The following is a 15,380-nucleotide window of genomic DNA, read 5'->3' on the forward strand; positions in this document are numbered from 1 at the left end:
CGTCGCCCAATCACTCCGGCCGAAACACCGCGCGCAAGCAGTTTTCACGCTTGCTCTTGAACATCGCATAACCCTCCACCGACTGTTCCAGCCCCATGGGGTGAGTGAGCAAGTAGGAAGGGTCCAGTTGCCCGTTCTGGATGTAGTCGAACAGCCGCGTCACATATCGCTGCCCCGGTTGCTGGCCCGCGCGCAGGGTCAGGGACTTGTTGACGATGGCGCCCATTGGAAACTTGTCCAGCAGGCCACCATACACCCCGACTACCGACACGGTGCCGCCCTTGCGACAGGCTCGGATCGACTGACGCAACACCGTCCCGCGCTCGGTGTGCAGGCGCATCATCTGCTTGGTCTTGCCGTAGTAATAATCGATCTCGGTGCCGTGGGCCTCCATGCCTACGCAGTCGATACAGCGATCCGGGCCGCGGCCACCAGTAAGTTCCAGCAAGGCGGCATGCACGTCTGTGGTTTCGTAATTGAGGGCAATCGCACCGGCCTTTTCTTCGGCCAGGCGCAACCGGTCGGGGAAGCGATCGATGGCAATCACCCGTTCGGCCCCCAGCAGATAGGCGCTGGAAATCGCCATCAATCCGACCCCACCGCAGCCCCAGACCGCCACAGTGTCACCAGGCTGGATGTTGGCGTTATCGGCGGCGAAAAAGCCGGTGGGCACTGCATCAGAGACGAATACGGCCTGCTCGTCGCTGACTCCTTCGGGGACGCTGAACAGATTGGTATCGGCGAACGGCACGCGGATGTACGTTGCATGGCTACCCGCAAAACCGCCGAAGGCGTGGCTGTAACCGATGATGCCGCACGCCGGCTGGCCGTAGGCGATGTCCGTCATGCAGGGGTTGGGGTTGGAGTTGTCACAGCAGGAAAAATCCGCGCGTTGGCAATGCTCGCATTCGCCGCAACCGAGGATCGACACGGTGACGACCCGGTCACCTTTCTTGAACTGCGTGATGGCCGAACCGGTTTCCACCACTTCGCCCATGAATTCATGGCCGATGATGTCGCCGGCTTGCATAGACGGTACATAGCCGCCCAGCAAGTGCAGGTCCGAACCGCATACCGACGACAGCGTCACCCGCACAATGGCATCCCGGGGACTGAGAATGGAGGGATCATCGACGGTTTCGACTTGCAGTTTGTTGGGGCCTTGCCAAGTCAATGCGCGCATCAGGCAGCTCCTCCATTGATAGGCGTGGGTGACGGACCGGTTGATGGAGTGGCGGAGCTCGCCGGGTGGATGAACAGAAAATCCTTCTCGCCGCGGGGCCGGATCCTGTTGGTGATCACTTCGCCAGTTTCCAATTGCTGCTTGATGCTGCGCAGCAGGTGCAGCAAGGCTTTATCCGAGAACCTGGAGATGGCGGCGGCCAAGGCATAGCCGGCAGCGCCAAAGCAGGGCTGGCAGGCTACGATGATCTTGATCTGCGTGCCCCGGCCCGTCGGCGCATCGCTGAAATGCATCTGGATATCGTGTTTGAACCGGGTGCCCGGTGTGACCACCCAGTGCAACTTGCGACCTTCCTTGGGTTCGCTCTGCTCAAGATCGCAGTGCAAGATCTTGTCCCTCGGGCCATGGACCTCCCAGCGGTAGGTGCGCTCACCGGTCTGCTCGATGGTATCGACCCAAGGTACCAGAGCGCCCAGGTTGGCCGGATTGCGGCAGAACGCGAAGACTCCCTCCCTGGGTTTACCGATCGTGATGCTGCGGGAGATCACTTTGCTTGAATCCCACCCCCGATCCTGTTCGAAAGCCTGCTCGAACGGGCTGTGGGTGAGCGCTTGCTTGACCCGGCACGCGCCTGAGTAAGCGCGCCAGGCCGCGCAAGCCCCCAGCAGAACCTGAGGCCAACCCCTGAGTCCGCCCTGGCGCAACCCGGTGGCGATCAGCAGGGTGCCCGCCAATAGTGAAACTGCACGCTCCGGCATACCGAGATTGGGGTGCGAGGGACTCGGCACCGCAGCCCGGCCCGCTACCAGTGGTGGGCGTTCAGTCATGATGCTGCTCCTTATCAATCCAGAGGCGACATAAGGAATGAGCCGCCGCGGCTGTGGTTGTTCCATCGTCATCTCGGGTTTCCGATGAGTCGGATTCTCTTCCGGGGTGGTCGAAGGCTTCACTGCACGGTGCATGGCTTTGGGAAACGAGATGAGAAAGGCTGGCCCACAGGACGATTTTTTTTTGAAATCAAGGGGTTGTCAGCTTTGGCAAATGAGTACATAATTGCGCCCATCGAATGCGTTGGGGCGTAAAAAAACCTAACGTTTTCAAGGAGATAGCGCTTAGTCAGCGATTTTCTCCAGATCAGGTTAGTACACGGTTGATGTGGTTTCATTGCATCAGGCGTTTTGAGGCCGAATAGCAAAATGGTTATGCAGTGGATTGCAAATCCACCTACGCCGGTTCGATTCCGACTTCGGCCTCCACTATAAAAAAGCTCTGTAGATCGATGATTTACAGAGCTTTTTTCTTTCTAGGGCAATGAAGCTTTTTGTCTTGAAAACGACATGGGCAACCTTGCTTCGTCGAGGAGGGATGTATATATTTCGTCCCTCTGCTGTACCAGCCTCGATACTGCCGGATCTTCTGATCCGCCGTTTACTGGAGGCTTGGCCGCGCTACCGCCCGAATGGCGAAACTGGTAGACGCATGGGACTTAAAATCCCCCGCTCGTAAGGGCGTGCCGGTTCGATTCCGGCTTCGGGCACCATATAAAACAAAGGGTTGCGTGAGGTATCTCAGGCAACCCTTTTTGTTTGCACCTCAGTCTCCCGAGAGTGCGGGCCGCCCTCATAGCCGCCGCCTGAAGGCCTCAAGTATTTCCCGCATCCCCTTTTTCATCTGCAATTGCGCAATGGTGTCCAGCGGATACCAGAGGCAATCACTGATTTCATTCTGTGGCCTGGCCGCCCCGATGTCGCTGACTGAGGCCTCGAATACATGATGCAGGGTATCGCCGTCGCTGAGGCGCATCAGGTACAACAGGTTTTCGGCGCCCAAGCCAGTTTCTTCTGCAAGTTCTCTGAAGGCGGCATCGGCATGGCTTTCCCCGTGTTCGACGGCGCCGCCTGGCAAGGCCCAACGGCTATTGGGTTTGCGCACCAGCAAAATATGGCGATTTTCCTCGCAGATGACGGTCGCTCGAATTTTCATGGGCACGCTCGTTCAGTGACTGTCATTAAAGTGAAATATAAATGAAATATTAAAGCCCCGTCATCGTCAGTTCCAGCAACATATATAGGCTCATACCCTTACGACCGCAGCGCTGCGGAAAAGACTGAACTTCATTTTGTGCTTTGATTCGTCATCTGTCGGTTTTCCCGACCTTGCCTGCATTCATGACCGGCCATCGCCAAAAATGAATCAGATCCGAAAATAGGTATCCATCTTGGGTGGATGGCCGACCCCTGGGCAGTGGGGGAGAGAGGAAAGATGACTACTGTTGAAGATTTCAAAGTCAAATCCCATGAGCTCCTGGTGGAGCTCGACTCGGCGACATCGGAGATGATGACGCTCATTTGTGCCCATCAGATGTCCGGGGACGCTTGGGAAGAAGCCGTAAGGCGTCAGCACGAAGCTTATGAGCGATGGGTCGGTTATATGAACGAGCGCGCCTAGACCTGCCGAGCCAGATTCTTTGAACCGACCCGGAGAGCCTGTGCCTAATCAACAGTGACCTGTGTGGCTGATTCGTACCGGCCACCAGGCTCTGTACGAAAAACCTTGATACTCGTTCATGCTGCGTTGAAAACAGCCTGACCTTCGTCTCAAGACTTTTCGTACAGCGCCAAGAGACCGTCAGGAGGATTGGGCCATGTCTGAATTAGCCAGTTATTTCTGGATTGCTGCCGCGGTGCTTCTATTGCTCGTGGATTTGTGGGCGATCGTCAGCGTGTTTCGTAGTGACAAGTCGGCCGGGACCAAGGCGGGTTGGGCCTTGTTGCTGATCATTCTGCCGGTGCTGGGTTTGATCATCTGGGGCGTTGCCGGGCCAAGGGGGATCAAGGAAGGGCCCTCCTCGCCGGAGCACAGCAAAGGCTAACGGTTCTGCCAGCGGCCGCCGGTGCTTTCACAGTCTTTTTGTGCTTGTTGCAGTGGCTCGACGCGATGGTAATACCAGATGATTTGCGCATGATCGGGAATGTTGACCGAGCCACCGCCGCTGTCTTTGCTGGTGGCGCTCCTTTTCGCGGTTTTCTGCATCTATCAATTTCGAGGTGCAATAGAATTCCGCATTCCATCGGCTTTCCAGCCGGTAGAACTCAGGAGAAGCTGGGCTGACGCAAAGCGCTAGCGGAACTTGGGCAAAGGCCGTTCAATGGGCTTGAGGGATGACAGTGCGTGCTGGATCGATGGAACGTCTTTATCGATATCGTTCAGGCGATCCCGGATACGCATGGCAGTCGGGTGCCCGCCATTGTGGTCGACCCAGTCGGCAATTTCCTTGCAAGCCGCCGTCAGGCGGGTCTGGCGCGATTCCAGCAGGGTGAGCAGGGTGGTGATGGACTCTTTTTCAGACATGTCACACCTCCATTCAGGGTTGATGAGGCAGCACGAAACCCGCCGCAGACGGGTCGTACTGTCGTTTAAGCGTAGTTCAGTTATTGCCGGTTTGCCGGGGGATACGGCGCCCGGCGGGTAGCCGGCGCCGAATGATGAAGGTCACGAAATCAGCCGGACTCCTTGATCCAGGTGGGCGCGACGCTCGCTCGCCAGCGCACGTCGGTGATGCCATATTTTTCCGCAAGGGGTTTGGTAACCCGCTTGACTTTCTCCCTCCCGAATTTGGGTATGCGCCCGACACCTGCGTCGCAACTGGCCCAATGCCAAGCTTCGGAGTTATTCATCGCTTCGGCTCGAATGATGAATGACTTGGGCTCGCCATGGAGCATGTAATCGATGATGTAAAGCGATGGCCCGCCCATAAATCCTCCCTAATTAGTCCTATACGGATGGATGCGGAGGCGTTCGGAAAATTCAATCCAATTTCCGGACGGTCGAAATAGACCGGTCAGGCGCCAGGCCTGGTCAATGACAAGCGAGACGAAGCAGTGCTCACCGCCAGGAACCAAACCCGGTTAACCTTCTCCAAGGTGGGCTTCAAACATCATGCGCCAGGGAGCGGAGGCGTAGCAGTGCGGTATTACCTAAAGGCAGAACATGAAAAACATCGCCAGGGCGCTGGTCATTGCGGTCATCGCCAGCGGTTTGTCGGGGTGCATCGGCTCACCCATCGAATTGACTGCGCAAACCGAGCAACGTTTGCGTGAACAACCCCCGATCCGTTTCCTGCTGACCTTCGATGACGGTCCGAGCGCATCCTCCTTCTGGAACCCGAGCATTGACGTATTGGATGCCCTTGCACAGAACCCGGTCCAACCCGGGATCAAGGCAGTATTCTTTGTCCAGACCCGTGCCTGGCGCGCCGGCGATAGCGATATCGGCCGCTCGGTGATGCATCGTGAGCAAAGCGAAGGTCACGTACTGGGTTTTCATACGGCCACCCATTGGCACACCAATCATCGCTCCCTGAGTCCCGAGGACCTGGAACAGTCGCTCATCGACGGTGGAACCGACATTGCTGCCATCACCGGTGCGGCGCCGACCCTGGTAAGGCCGCCGTTCTGGAGTTATGACCGGCGCACGTTCGCGGCCTACCAACGGCATGGCATGCATGTACTGCTCACCGACCTGAGTGCCAACGACGGCAAGATCTGGGGGATTACCGTCAGTCCGCGACGACGGATCAACCTGGTCCGCCAGCTCTCCGAAGTGCGCGAGCGCATCGCGGCCGGGCAATTGCCTGCAGTCGATGGCGTGATTCCGGTGGTTGTGACGTTCCACGATCTCAATCGCTATACCGCTCGACACGCCCGGGAATACCTGCAGATCCTGATCGACAGCGCCAGGGTTACGGGCGTGAGGACCGACGCCAAGCCATTCTATGACGATCGCCAGGCGCTGACGCGGGCGGCCATGGCGCGTACGGTCAAGGAAAGCGGCCAGCCGGTGCGCTTGCCCGGCCTGTGGGATTGGCTTTGGGACTCGGATTCGCACTGAAGGATGTGGCGACGTTCGGTCGTCTCTACGGCGCAACTGAGTGTAAGGTAGGCGATGTAACCCTTGGTCCTACCGGAGGAGGTGACGATGAGTACCGCAATGCTGACGAAAATGCACATCAACGGTTATGACGTTCTCAGCGTAAACAGCGGCCCATGGAGAGTCTGTACCCAGGCTGACCGGTTGGGTTCCTTCGCTTCGCGTGAAGAAGCACTGGCTTACGCCGCGGCGTTGCCGACCAGGAGAGACCGCGAGGCGCGGGCGACGAACGCCAAATAACCGCGGCGGACGCTAACCCCGTGGGAACGGGCTGCCCGCGAAGGCATCGGCAGATCCAGCCTCGATGCAACTGAGCCAACGCCATCGCGAGCAGGCTCGCTCCCACAAGTATTCCGAGTGATCACACCAGCTGTGTTTGCCAGCAAGACCTGTGGGAGCGGGCTTGCTCGCGATGGCGTCGGCACGTCCACCAACGATGTTCGCCTTGCTCAGGGCTGCGCCAGTTCCAGCGGAATCTCCAGCGTGAAGAGGGCGCCTTGACCAGGTCCGTCACTATGGACATGGAGACGGCCATTCATCTCGACTGCTGCCAAGGCGCAGCTGTGCAAACCGAACCCATGGCCATCCTTGCGAGTCGTGAATCCGTGATTGAAGATGCGGGCCAGATTATCGGGGGCAATACCTTCACCTAGATCCTTGACGCTGAGGCATAGCGTTGTCCGGTCGATGATCCGTATGCCCAGGGTCATCTCCCGTGGTTCGGGCACATGGGACATTGCGAACTTTGCATTACTGATCAGGTTGATCAGAACCAGCAGCAGCCTGTGTTTATCGCCCAGGATCATGGGCGTGTCTTGATATTCCTTGATGACAGTGACGTGGTGCCGGCTCAGCGCACCCGAGTTCATACGTAATGCATCTTCGAACAAGTCACTGACATTGAGCGGTTCGATCAGCCGTGCCGCCCCGGCATAGGATTGTTGTGTGGTGACAATTTCCTTGATGTGGTCGACGCTCTTGGTCAGCTGCGCCAGTTCATCGATGAGCAATGCTTGCTCGGCGGCGATGGAATCGACCAGTTCGTTGAAGTAACGGGGGAGCAACTTGCCCTTCTCATCGAGGGTAATGAACTGGCCCAGGTCGCCGGCGTGTTCATTCATCATATTGACCGCTTTTCCGAGTCCCAGTGTCTTGCTGTTCTTCAATTTGCGGGTAACGAGCTCCGCGGAAATGTTCACGCTGTTAAGCACGTTCCCGACGTTGTGCAGTACGTTGGTGGCGATCTCGGCCATGCCCGCCATTCGCGCCGCGTCCACGAGCTCACGCTCGGCCTCCATCAGTTCACGAGTGCGCTCTTCGACCCGTTCCTCCAGTCGTTCATTGGACGACTGCAACGCCTGGTTGATCAGGTTGATGACGGCGTAGCTGCGCACCAATCGTACGGCCAGGTAGATCATCAGCAACGCCATGAGCGTGGCGCACACGCCCAGGTAGATGTGATATTGACGTTCTGTTTCAGCTGTCCGGCGCTGTGTCTCATTCAACAGTTCATTGATGTTATCCAGCTCCTGGGCCACCGGAATCACGTTGATGCGGTCAAGCAGATCATTGACGATCGGCTGCTCCTCGATAATCGACCGGACATGCTGCGTCAGCGTGATAAAGGGAGGCTGGTAGGAGGCGGGCAACTGCTGGATGTAGTTCTTCAGCTCGTCCAATTGACTCTCTATCTGCCTGGCTTTGTCTGATGTGACATACGCCGCGTACTCCAGGGTCGTCAAGGTCAGTTCAAGGACATTGGAGGCAGCTGTCAGACGCTCCGTCGCACTGCCGATGTTCAACGTCTTGAGCAGTGCCTGAATGTCATCCTCGGCCGTGGGCAACGCATCCAGGGCTGTACGCAAGCTAGCATTGTGCTGTTCGAACTCTTCTACCAGCAGGGTCTTGTTCTTGATCGCGTCGACATAACCCTGGCGCCTGGAGTTCCAAAGTGCGGCCAAGGGGCCTGCGTTGTTGAGCTGTTCCAGTTGCTCCCATCGACTGCCCGCTTCCGGCGGCGGCGCCAGCGACAGGTTGTTATTGACGCCGATCTTCTTCCTCAGAATCTTGACGTTCCAGTTGGCGTCGGACTGTTTGAGTTGCCGGATGAAATCACGAGATTCGAAGTAGGTTGTGGTGTCGTACGTATACGACTTGATCAGAAAGAATATCAAGGCCGAGAAAACGGCCAGCGCGACAGCCAACAAGGCAGGCCACTTATATTTTTGGATAATTGTGGTCACGCTGTTCTCCTGTCCGGGATGTTGATCGACGGATTCGCCGGGCTTCCGGATCGGGCAAGGTTTTCAGGGGGTGGGACGATGAGCTGAAGCTGTATGGATCGGATGGGATGGCGCGCTGGCCTGTTTATGCCTGGGTACACGTTGAGCTCCCTGCTAACGATGAACTGTGGGTTCGTCATTCAGGCCAGTGTAGCGCTAACGGGGAACGGGGCGATGTTCCTGCTGGGAAACAGGCGCGGCCATGGCGGGCCGCGCCGCAGAATCACTTGGTGTCGATAAAGGGCAGGGTGCCACCGGGCAGCACGGTGGTCGGCAGGACTCCGTTCCAGCGCTCGGCCTTGGTCAGTTCCACCAGGTTCTGGTTGCTGGCCAGCGCCTGAGCCCGAGCCTTGATCGCCTCGGCTTCGGCCTTGCCGCGCAATTCGGTGGCCAATGCATCCGCCTTCGCCTGGGCGATCTGCGAGTCGGCTTCCGCCTGGGCCTGGGTCACGCGAATCTGTGCCTGGACCTGCTCAGTGGCGAGCTGTTGCTCGCGGGTCTTGACCTGGACTTCCGCTGCCATGCGCGCTTCGATCGCTTTCTCGTAGGCGTCACTGAAATCGATGTTCTCAACCTGGACGCTGTCGATGATCACAGGGCCGGTGATGGTGGACTTGATGGCGCTCGAGATATCGTTGACCAGCTGGACGCGGTTCTGCACAGCGGCCACGGCATTGAACCTGCCGAACACGTTTTCTACCTGGGTCGGCACTTGCCGGCTGATCATCCGGTCGCGAATACCTTCGATATCCTTGAACTGGCTGTAGACCTTCGCCACGTCCGCCGGGGCTATGTGCCAGGACACCGACACCTTGAGCTGGGCGGACTGTTGATCCTTGCTGTAGGCCTGGAGGTCTTCATAGGAAGTGACCTGGCTTTGTACGCTGATCAGGCGCACGGATTCGATGAAGGGCGCCTTGAACGACAATCCTGGCTCCACGACTCCGACCAGCGCGCCGTTGCGCAGAAGTACGCCGCGCTCGGTTTCGTCGACCGTGTACCAGCTGCCAAAGAATACGCATAACAGGACGATGGCCATGATTGCTGCAACGAGAGAGCCGATGGTTTTGCGGGTCACTGTTCTTTCCTTGAGTGAGGGCTGCGCGCGATGCGCCTTGTCCGGTACTGAAGTCGACGGCCGCTTTCTGGACGCCAGACACGAAAAAGCCCTGAATTATCAGGGCTTTAACGTACAAATATGGCGGAGGCGATGGGATTCGAACTCATGGACCTGTTACAGTCGACGGTTTTCAAGACCGTTGCCTTAAACCACTCGGCCACACCTCCGTATTGCGTTGCGGGCGCCATAATACCCGAATGAAACACACTGTCAAACTCTCTGCGTAGCTTGTTACAGGGCGTCTGTTATGATCCTTACCACTGAATGTTTCAAACCGGAGGAGTGTCGCCATGCGCGAACAGGATTACGCAGTGAACAACAGCGTGCAGGCCGAGCAGCTAGAGGTTAGCCGCGTCCTGCGCAACACTTATGGCTTGCTGGCACTCACGCTGGCTTTCAGCGGTGTGATGGCTTACGTCGCCCAGCAGATGCATGTCGGCTACCCGAACGTGTTCGTGGTGCTGATCGGCTTCTATGGGCTTTTCTTCCTGACCAACAAACTTCGCGATTCGGGCTGGGGCCTGGTTTCGGCGTTCGCCCTGACCGGCTTCATGGGTTTCATACTTGGCCCGATCCTCAACCTTTACCTCAAGATGCAGGGCGGTGCTGAACTGGTCAGCTCGGCTTTTGCCATGACCGCGCTGGTGTTCGGTGGGCTGTCGGCCTATGTACTGATTTCCCGCAAGGACATGAGCTTCCTGGGGGGCTTCCTCACCGCCGGTTTCTTTGTACTGGTTGGGGCGATGCTGGTCAGCTTCTTCTTCCAGATCAGCGGTCTGCAATTGGCGATCAGCGCAGGTGTCGTATTGTTTTCCGCGCTGATGATCCTGTACCAGACAAGCGCCATCATCCATGGCGGCGAGCGCAACTACATCATGGCCACCATCAGCCTGTATGTATCGATCTACAACCTGTTTATCAGCCTGTTGCAGTTGTTTGGCCTGATGGGCCGCGACGACTGATTGCATACGCTACCCAAAGCCCGCTTCGGCGGGCTTTTTTTCGCCCGCGGTTTGTGTTGTGGCTAATTGCCTTGAAAGTGCCGCTATGTGATGGCGGCTTCAAAAAAATGATCTACACCTAGGGCAAGGGAGCGGTATTGCCAGGAAGGTGAAATGGACCGTTTGGCCATGCGCAGTCTCGCATCAACCGTTGAGGCACTTGTGTTCGGCGACCGAGCCTGGACCGACCGTGCCCGGCCTCAAGCCGAAGGAGCTAACTGACAACTATTGAAAGTGGACCGTGACGGGCTTGGCGCCGTGCCGCCTGGAAACAGAAGGAGGTCCTGCGCATCGGTCAGGAGGCCGATGAGAGGGCGCTTCCCTATAAGGAGATATCTGATGACCCATCCTCAAGGAAAAGCCGCTGCATTTCTGATCCTGGCAGGCGCGATGTCCGTGACCAGCGCCCACGCCGGAATCTTCCCTGATTTTGGCTATGCCCCCCCAAAAAGTGACTACTCTGGAGAGCTTTTCCAGCTCAGTCAGAACTATCCCACCATGGCGCCGGGCGCATCTTCGATGCCGGCGTTCTTCAAGCAGCTACCCAAGACATTCTCCAACGACTTTGAAACCTGGCGCCCGTATATGAACGAGGCGAAGAAATACTGCCTGGAGGGCAATATCGGCATTGGCTGGAATGTGCAGAAGAACAAGGTTCGCCAGTGGTACCACATGCCTTGGCAGCATTACGGTCTCAATGGCCGCGAGGGCATTCACGGGCTTACCAAGGAGGCGCCAATCCAGCCCCAGCAGTTGGCGAGTACGCAAACCGGCAGCGGGCAGACCTATGCGGTGGGTATCTACAATGACATAGGGGCCTACACCATTGGCCAGGTCTGGAAAGACCCGCAGAACCCCGATCCGAGCTACACCTCCAAACCCAAGGGCTTTGGTAACGGCACGGTCGTGTGCAAGGCGCTGTTTGCCGATATCGATGTCAGTACGGTGCCGTTCCTGGCCAACCCATTGCTGTGGAAGGCTTACACCGCCAAGACGTTCACCTCGACAAGCCGTGCCGTGACCAATGTTGCGCTGATACAGATGGACATTGCTGTGCGCGACACCCGGGTGAGCGATACCGGTTGGCTCTTCGGAACCTTCCAATACAACGGCGCCATTACCGGTAAAGCGAATTGGGACAACCTGGTGCCGGTGGGAATCATGTGGGGGAACGATCCCCAGGAGAACGGCCATGCTTTCACCAACCCAACACCAACCGAAACCAAAATCAACAAGGCGTTGAAGCAGACCGCAATCAATGCCAATACCAAGGAACTGCCGCCGACCCATCTGGGGTGGAACGGGCGCCTCAATGGTCCGGTGGACAATCCCCAAGCGTCCTGCACGAGCTGCCACATGACCGCGGAATACCAGCAACGGGCGCTGATGAACCCGACGTTCCAGGCCAATCCGCCGCCGGTCGGGGGTGATGTCTGGATGCAGTGGTTCCAGAATATTCCGGCCGGACAGCCTTTTACACCGAGCGCACAAAGCACCGACTACAGCTTGCAGTTGTCCGGTGCCCTGGCCAACTTCTATAACTGGAAGTGCAACCTCAGCGGGGTTTATGCGGACAAGAAAAATGTGTGCGACAAGGCACAGCCACTTACGTTGATGAAAGAGAGTAATGTGCCCGAGGAGCAGGTGCACAAGGTACAACGCAGCCCGGAACCGGAATGACGTGAGCCCGGCCTCGGTCCGTCGCCGAGGCCGGATCCGACTCAGGCCATCGGTGGCAGGCGCCGCTTGACCGGGGTCTTCTTGACGATGGCAGTATTGGTTTCGGCAAGGACGTTGAGCTTGTCCAGCACCGTATCCAACTGTTCCATCGAGCGAACGTGCAGCCGGGCAATGAAGCAATCGTCGCCGGTCACCTTGTCACATTCGGTAAATTCGGCGATGGCCTGGATCTGCCGTTCCACTTCCTGTAACTGCCCCGGTAACGGGCGGATACGGACAATGGCCTGGAGTTGGTAGCCGAAACACTTCGGGTCTACCTCAACGGTATAGGCCCTGAGCACGCCGCGTTCCTCAAGCCGCCGCAGGCGCTCGGCCACGCTGGGCGAGGAGAGGCCGCTCAGGTTCGCCAGGGCCTTGAGCGAGCGCCGTGAGTCTTCCATCAACGCGCTGATGAGAATCTGGTCAATATCGTCGGTCATCTCGACTCCGTTAGGCGATTGGCTGAAGTTGCCTTGAAAAAAAAGGTCGAATGCCAGTTTAGCCTTTTTCAAACCATGGAGAAGCCCTTCACTGCCTTGTCATACTGTGCTCCACTTGCTGAAGGAGCCTGATGATGGACAAGACCTTACGTCGCGGTTCGCTGGAAATGACCGCCGCCATGTTGATTTCCGGAACCATCGGTTGGTTCGTGCTGGTTTCCGGCCTGCCGGTGCTGGATGTAGTGTTCTGGCGCTGCGTGTTCGGCGCGGCAACCTTGTTGTTGATTTGCGCCGGTTTCGGCTTTTTACGCCGGGACATCCTGACCCGAAGGACATTTCTGCTGGCGGTGCTCAGTGGGGTGGCGATTGTCGGTAACTGGGTGTTGCTGTTCGCTTCTTACTCACGGGCCTCGATTGCAATCGGTACCGCGGTGTACAACGTCCAGCCGTTCATGTTGGTGGGGTTGGCTGCGCTGTTCCTGGGGGAGAAAATCACCGCGCAAAAATTGTTCTGGCTGGCGGTGTCGTTTCTCGGGATGCTGGCGATTGTCAGCGCCCACGGTGAGCAAGGGCAGGGCAACGGCGAGTATCTGGTGGGTATCGCCCTGGCACTTGGGGCTGCGTTGCTGTACGCGATTGCCGCGCTGATCATCAAGCGCTTGACCGGTACGCCACCGCATTTGATTGCGCTGGTGCAGGTCAGCACCGGGGTATTGCTGCTGGCACCCTGGGCAAACTTCTCGGCTTTGCCGCAACAGCCAGAGGGCTGGGCCAGTCTCGTCACCCTCGGCATGGTCCACACCGGGGTCATGTATGTGCTGCTGTACAGCGCGATTCAGCGCTTGCCGACCGCGATCACCGGCGCGCTGTCATTCATCTATCCGATCGCGGCGATCTTCGTCGACTGGTTCGCCTTCGGCCATCGCCTCGAACCGCTGCAATGGCTGGGTGTCGCGGCGATCCTGCTGGCGGCTGCCGGCATGCAGCAGGGCTGGGGCATCAAGGCGCGGCGTCCAGCCCTGCAGTAACGCGGGTCAGAAGATGTAGTCGGTGGTCAGGAAGTTCGAGTCCCGCTCGCGGATGATGTCGCTGATCAGTGCCTTGTTGCTCTCCTGGAATTTGGTCGCTACCAGAGTGCGGATCGAAAAGGTACGCAACGCATCGTGCACCGACAAGGTGCCCTCGGCCGAATTCTTCCGGCCGTTGAACGGGAAAGTATCCGGCCCGCGTTGGCACTGGGCATTGATATTGATGCGCCCGACCTGGTTGGCGAATGTGTCCACCAGCCTGCCGACTTCAGCCGGATGAGTGCCGAAGATGCTCAGTTGCTGGCCGAAGTCGGACTCCAGCACGTAGTCGATCACTGTGTTGAGGTCGCGATAGGGCACGATGGGCACGACAGGGCCGAACTGTTCCTCGTGATAGACCCGCATCGCGGTGTTTACCGGATAGAGCACGGCGGGATAGAAGAATGAACTGCGAGATTCGCCGCCGTGTGCATTGGTCACCGCCGCACCCTTGGCCACCGCGTCGTCGACCAGGGAACGCAGGTAATCGATCTTGCCGGCCTCGGGCAGCGGCGTCAGTGCCACACCGTCCTCCCACGGCATGCCCGGCTTGAGGGCGGCGAGCCTGGTGTTGAATTTCTCGATGAACGCGGGTGCCACGTCTTCATGGACGAAGAGGATTTTCAGTGCGGTGCAGCGTTGGCCGTTGAATGACAGCGAGCCGGTCAGCGCTTCGCTGACGGCATTGTCGAGGTCGACGTCCGGCAACACCAGTCCCGGGTTTTTCGCATCCAGCCCCAGGGCGGCACGCAGGCGGTGTGGGCGCGGATGGAGTTTCTTCAGGTCGCTGGCGGCCTTGTTGGTGCCGATGAAGGCGAAGATGTCGATCTTGCCGCTGGCCATCAACGCGCTGACGGTTTCCCGGCCGCTGCCGTAGATCACGTTGATTACGCCCGCCGGGAAACTGTCGCGGAAGGCTTCCAGCAGCGGACGCACCAGCAGGACGCCGAGCTTGGCCGGCTTGAATACTACGGTGTTGCCCATGATCAAGGCGGGAATCAGGGTGGTGAAGGTTTCGTTCAACGGGTAATTGTAGGGCCCCATGCACAGGGCCACGCCCAGGGGAACGCGACGGATCTGCCCGAGGGTGTCCTGCTCCAGCTCGAAACGACTGGAGCGCCGGTCGAGCTCCTTGAGGGCATTGATGGTATCGACGATGTAGTCACAGGTGCGGTCGAACTCCTTCTGGGAGTCCTTGAGGTTCTTGCCGATCTCCCACATCAGCAACTTGACGACGGTTTCGCGCTGCTCGCGCATGCGTGTCAGGAAAGCCTCTACGTGCCGGATGCGCTCAGCTACCCGCATTGTCGGCCACGGGCCCTGGCCGCGGTCGTAAGCCCGGACGGCAGCGTCCAGGGCGGTGAGGGCGGTCTCGGCATCGAGCAGCGGCGTACTGCCAAGTACGACCTGTTCATCACCTTGTTCACCGGCCAGGCATACCGGGCTGCGCACGACGGCCAGCGGTCCCGGCCAGGTCTCGAGGACACCATCGACCAGGTATTCACGCTGCTCGATCCGCTCTTCGAGGCGATAGGCCTGGGGAATATCGGTGGGACTGGGAAACAGATCGGCGAGAAGGTTGGTTGTGGTCATGTCGTTACTCCCTCAAAGAAATGAACCCTGACGACTGACCGTCGTC

The 15,380-nt window shown here is 58.3% G+C and carries 17 protein-coding genes and 3 tRNA genes; 9 read left to right on the forward strand and 11 right to left on the reverse strand.

All coding sequences use genetic code 11. The annotated features are described in order from the left end of the window. Positions 1 to 10 precede the first annotated feature (10 nt). A complete protein-coding gene (locus AD665_RS08355) occupies positions 11 to 1,183 on the reverse strand; it encodes a zinc-dependent alcohol dehydrogenase (RefSeq protein WP_053191700.1) in 1,173 nt (390 codons plus the stop codon). Further along, positions 1,183 to 2,010 (reverse strand): SRPBCC family protein, encoded by an 828-nt coding sequence (locus AD665_RS08360; protein WP_053191702.1) that lies wholly within the window; start codon positions 2,008 to 2,010, stop codon positions 1,183 to 1,185. Before AD665_RS08360 ends, AD665_RS08355 begins: the two co-directional genes overlap by 1 nt. Before the next feature lie 355 nt (positions 2,011 to 2,365). Here AD665_RS08360 and AD665_RS08365 point away from each other — a divergent pair. Continuing rightward, a tRNA-Cys gene (locus tag AD665_RS08365) sits at positions 2,366 to 2,439 on the forward strand. A gap of 197 nt (positions 2,440 to 2,636) precedes the next feature. After that, a tRNA-Leu gene (locus AD665_RS08370) sits at positions 2,637 to 2,723 on the forward strand. An 80-nt stretch (positions 2,724 to 2,803) separates the two neighbouring features. Here the strand turns inward: AD665_RS08370 and AD665_RS08375 are convergent. Further along, positions 2,804 to 3,166, reverse strand: a complete 363-nt coding sequence (locus AD665_RS08375) for an NUDIX hydrolase (RefSeq protein WP_024780003.1) — start codon at positions 3,164 to 3,166, stop codon at positions 2,804 to 2,806. Between the two features lie 279 nt (positions 3,167 to 3,445). Here AD665_RS08375 and AD665_RS08380 point away from each other — a divergent pair, with 279 nt between their 5' ends. Both AD665_RS08380 and AD665_RS08385 read left to right on the forward strand, forming a co-directional pair. After that, the gene (locus AD665_RS08380) at positions 3,446 to 3,631 is read left to right on the forward strand and encodes a hypothetical protein (protein WP_024780004.1); all 186 of its coding nucleotides are present in this window, start codon (positions 3,446 to 3,448) and stop codon (positions 3,629 to 3,631) included. A 196-nt stretch (positions 3,632 to 3,827) separates the two neighbouring features. Then, positions 3,828 to 4,055 (forward strand): PLD nuclease N-terminal domain-containing protein, encoded by a 228-nt coding sequence (locus tag AD665_RS08385; protein WP_024780005.1) that lies wholly within the window; start codon positions 3,828 to 3,830, stop codon positions 4,053 to 4,055. Here the strand turns inward: AD665_RS08385 and AD665_RS27340 are convergent. From AD665_RS27340 to AD665_RS08395, 3 genes are all read right to left on the reverse strand, one after another. Further along, a complete protein-coding gene (locus AD665_RS27340; RefSeq protein ID WP_155514779.1) occupies positions 4,052 to 4,216 on the reverse strand; it encodes a hypothetical protein in 165 nt (54 codons plus the stop codon). The genes AD665_RS08385 and AD665_RS27340 overlap by 4 nt on opposite strands. 87 nt (positions 4,217 to 4,303) lie before the next feature. Next, positions 4,304 to 4,534 (reverse strand): hypothetical protein, encoded by a 231-nt coding sequence (locus AD665_RS08390; RefSeq protein WP_024780006.1) that lies wholly within the window; start codon positions 4,532 to 4,534, stop codon positions 4,304 to 4,306. A 149-nt stretch (positions 4,535 to 4,683) separates the two neighbouring features. After that, a complete protein-coding gene (locus AD665_RS08395; protein WP_024780007.1) occupies positions 4,684 to 4,938 on the reverse strand; it encodes a DUF6555 family protein in 255 nt (84 codons plus the stop codon). 235 nt (positions 4,939 to 5,173) lie between these two features. Between AD665_RS08395 and AD665_RS08400 the strand changes: the two genes are divergently transcribed. Both AD665_RS08400 and AD665_RS08405 read left to right on the forward strand, forming a co-directional pair. After that, positions 5,174 to 6,073 (forward strand): polysaccharide deacetylase family protein, encoded by a 900-nt coding sequence (locus AD665_RS08400; protein WP_024780008.1) that lies wholly within the window; start codon positions 5,174 to 5,176, stop codon positions 6,071 to 6,073. Positions 6,074 to 6,160: 87 nt separating this feature from the next. Then, on the forward strand, positions 6,161 to 6,352 hold the full coding sequence (locus tag AD665_RS08405; protein ID WP_024780009.1) for a hypothetical protein: 192 nt from the start codon (positions 6,161 to 6,163) through the stop codon (positions 6,350 to 6,352). A 209-nt stretch (positions 6,353 to 6,561) separates the two neighbouring features. On the opposite strand, the gene AD665_RS08410 is transcribed toward AD665_RS08405, so the two are convergent. The 3 genes from AD665_RS08410 to AD665_RS08420 all read right to left on the reverse strand — a co-directional run bounded on the left by AD665_RS08410 (position 6,562) and on the right by AD665_RS08420 (position 9,681). Next, positions 6,562 to 8,355 carry a DAHL domain-containing protein gene (locus AD665_RS08410; RefSeq protein ID WP_024780010.1) on the reverse strand — a complete coding sequence of 598 codons (1,794 nt, stop codon included), beginning with the start codon at positions 8,353 to 8,355 and terminating at the stop codon, positions 6,562 to 6,564. A 262-nt stretch (positions 8,356 to 8,617) separates the two neighbouring features. Continuing rightward, positions 8,618 to 9,472 (reverse strand): prohibitin family protein, encoded by an 855-nt coding sequence (locus AD665_RS08415; RefSeq protein ID WP_024780011.1) that lies wholly within the window; start codon positions 9,470 to 9,472, stop codon positions 8,618 to 8,620. Positions 9,473 to 9,593: 121 nt separating this feature from the next. Then, positions 9,594 to 9,681: transfer RNA gene (locus tag AD665_RS08420), tRNA-Ser, on the reverse strand. A gap of 123 nt (positions 9,682 to 9,804) precedes the next feature. On the opposite strand from AD665_RS08420, the gene AD665_RS08425 reads away from it, so the two are divergent. After that, positions 9,805 to 10,476, forward strand: coding sequence for a Bax inhibitor-1/YccA family protein (locus AD665_RS08425; protein ID WP_024780012.1), 672 nt, complete (start codon positions 9,805 to 9,807; stop codon positions 10,474 to 10,476). Positions 10,477 to 10,854: 378 nt separating this feature from the next. After that, positions 10,855 to 12,195 (forward strand): hypothetical protein, encoded by a 1,341-nt coding sequence (locus tag AD665_RS08430; RefSeq protein ID WP_024780013.1) that lies wholly within the window; start codon positions 10,855 to 10,857, stop codon positions 12,193 to 12,195. A 41-nt stretch (positions 12,196 to 12,236) separates the two neighbouring features. Here the strand turns inward: AD665_RS08430 and AD665_RS08435 are convergent, their stop codons facing one another. Continuing rightward, positions 12,237 to 12,674, reverse strand: coding sequence for an Lrp/AsnC family transcriptional regulator (locus AD665_RS08435; RefSeq protein WP_024780014.1), 438 nt, complete (start codon positions 12,672 to 12,674; stop codon positions 12,237 to 12,239). A gap of 134 nt (positions 12,675 to 12,808) precedes the next feature. Here AD665_RS08435 and AD665_RS08440 point away from each other — a divergent pair, with 134 nt between their 5' ends. Further along, positions 12,809 to 13,702 carry a DMT family transporter gene (locus AD665_RS08440; protein WP_024780015.1) on the forward strand — a complete coding sequence of 298 codons (894 nt, stop codon included), beginning with the start codon at positions 12,809 to 12,811 and terminating at the stop codon, positions 13,700 to 13,702. A 6-nt stretch (positions 13,703 to 13,708) separates the two neighbouring features. Here AD665_RS08440 and AD665_RS08445 read toward each other — a convergent pair whose 3' ends face one another. Continuing rightward, positions 13,709 to 15,334, reverse strand: coding sequence for an NADP-dependent glyceraldehyde-3-phosphate dehydrogenase (locus tag AD665_RS08445; protein WP_024780016.1), 1,626 nt, complete (start codon positions 15,332 to 15,334; stop codon positions 13,709 to 13,711). Between the last annotated feature and the right edge of the window lie 46 nt (positions 15,335 to 15,380).

The organism is Pseudomonas corrugata (assembly GCF_001269905.1).
Taxonomy (GTDB): domain Bacteria; phylum Pseudomonadota; class Gammaproteobacteria; order Pseudomonadales; family Pseudomonadaceae; genus Aquipseudomonas; species Aquipseudomonas corrugata.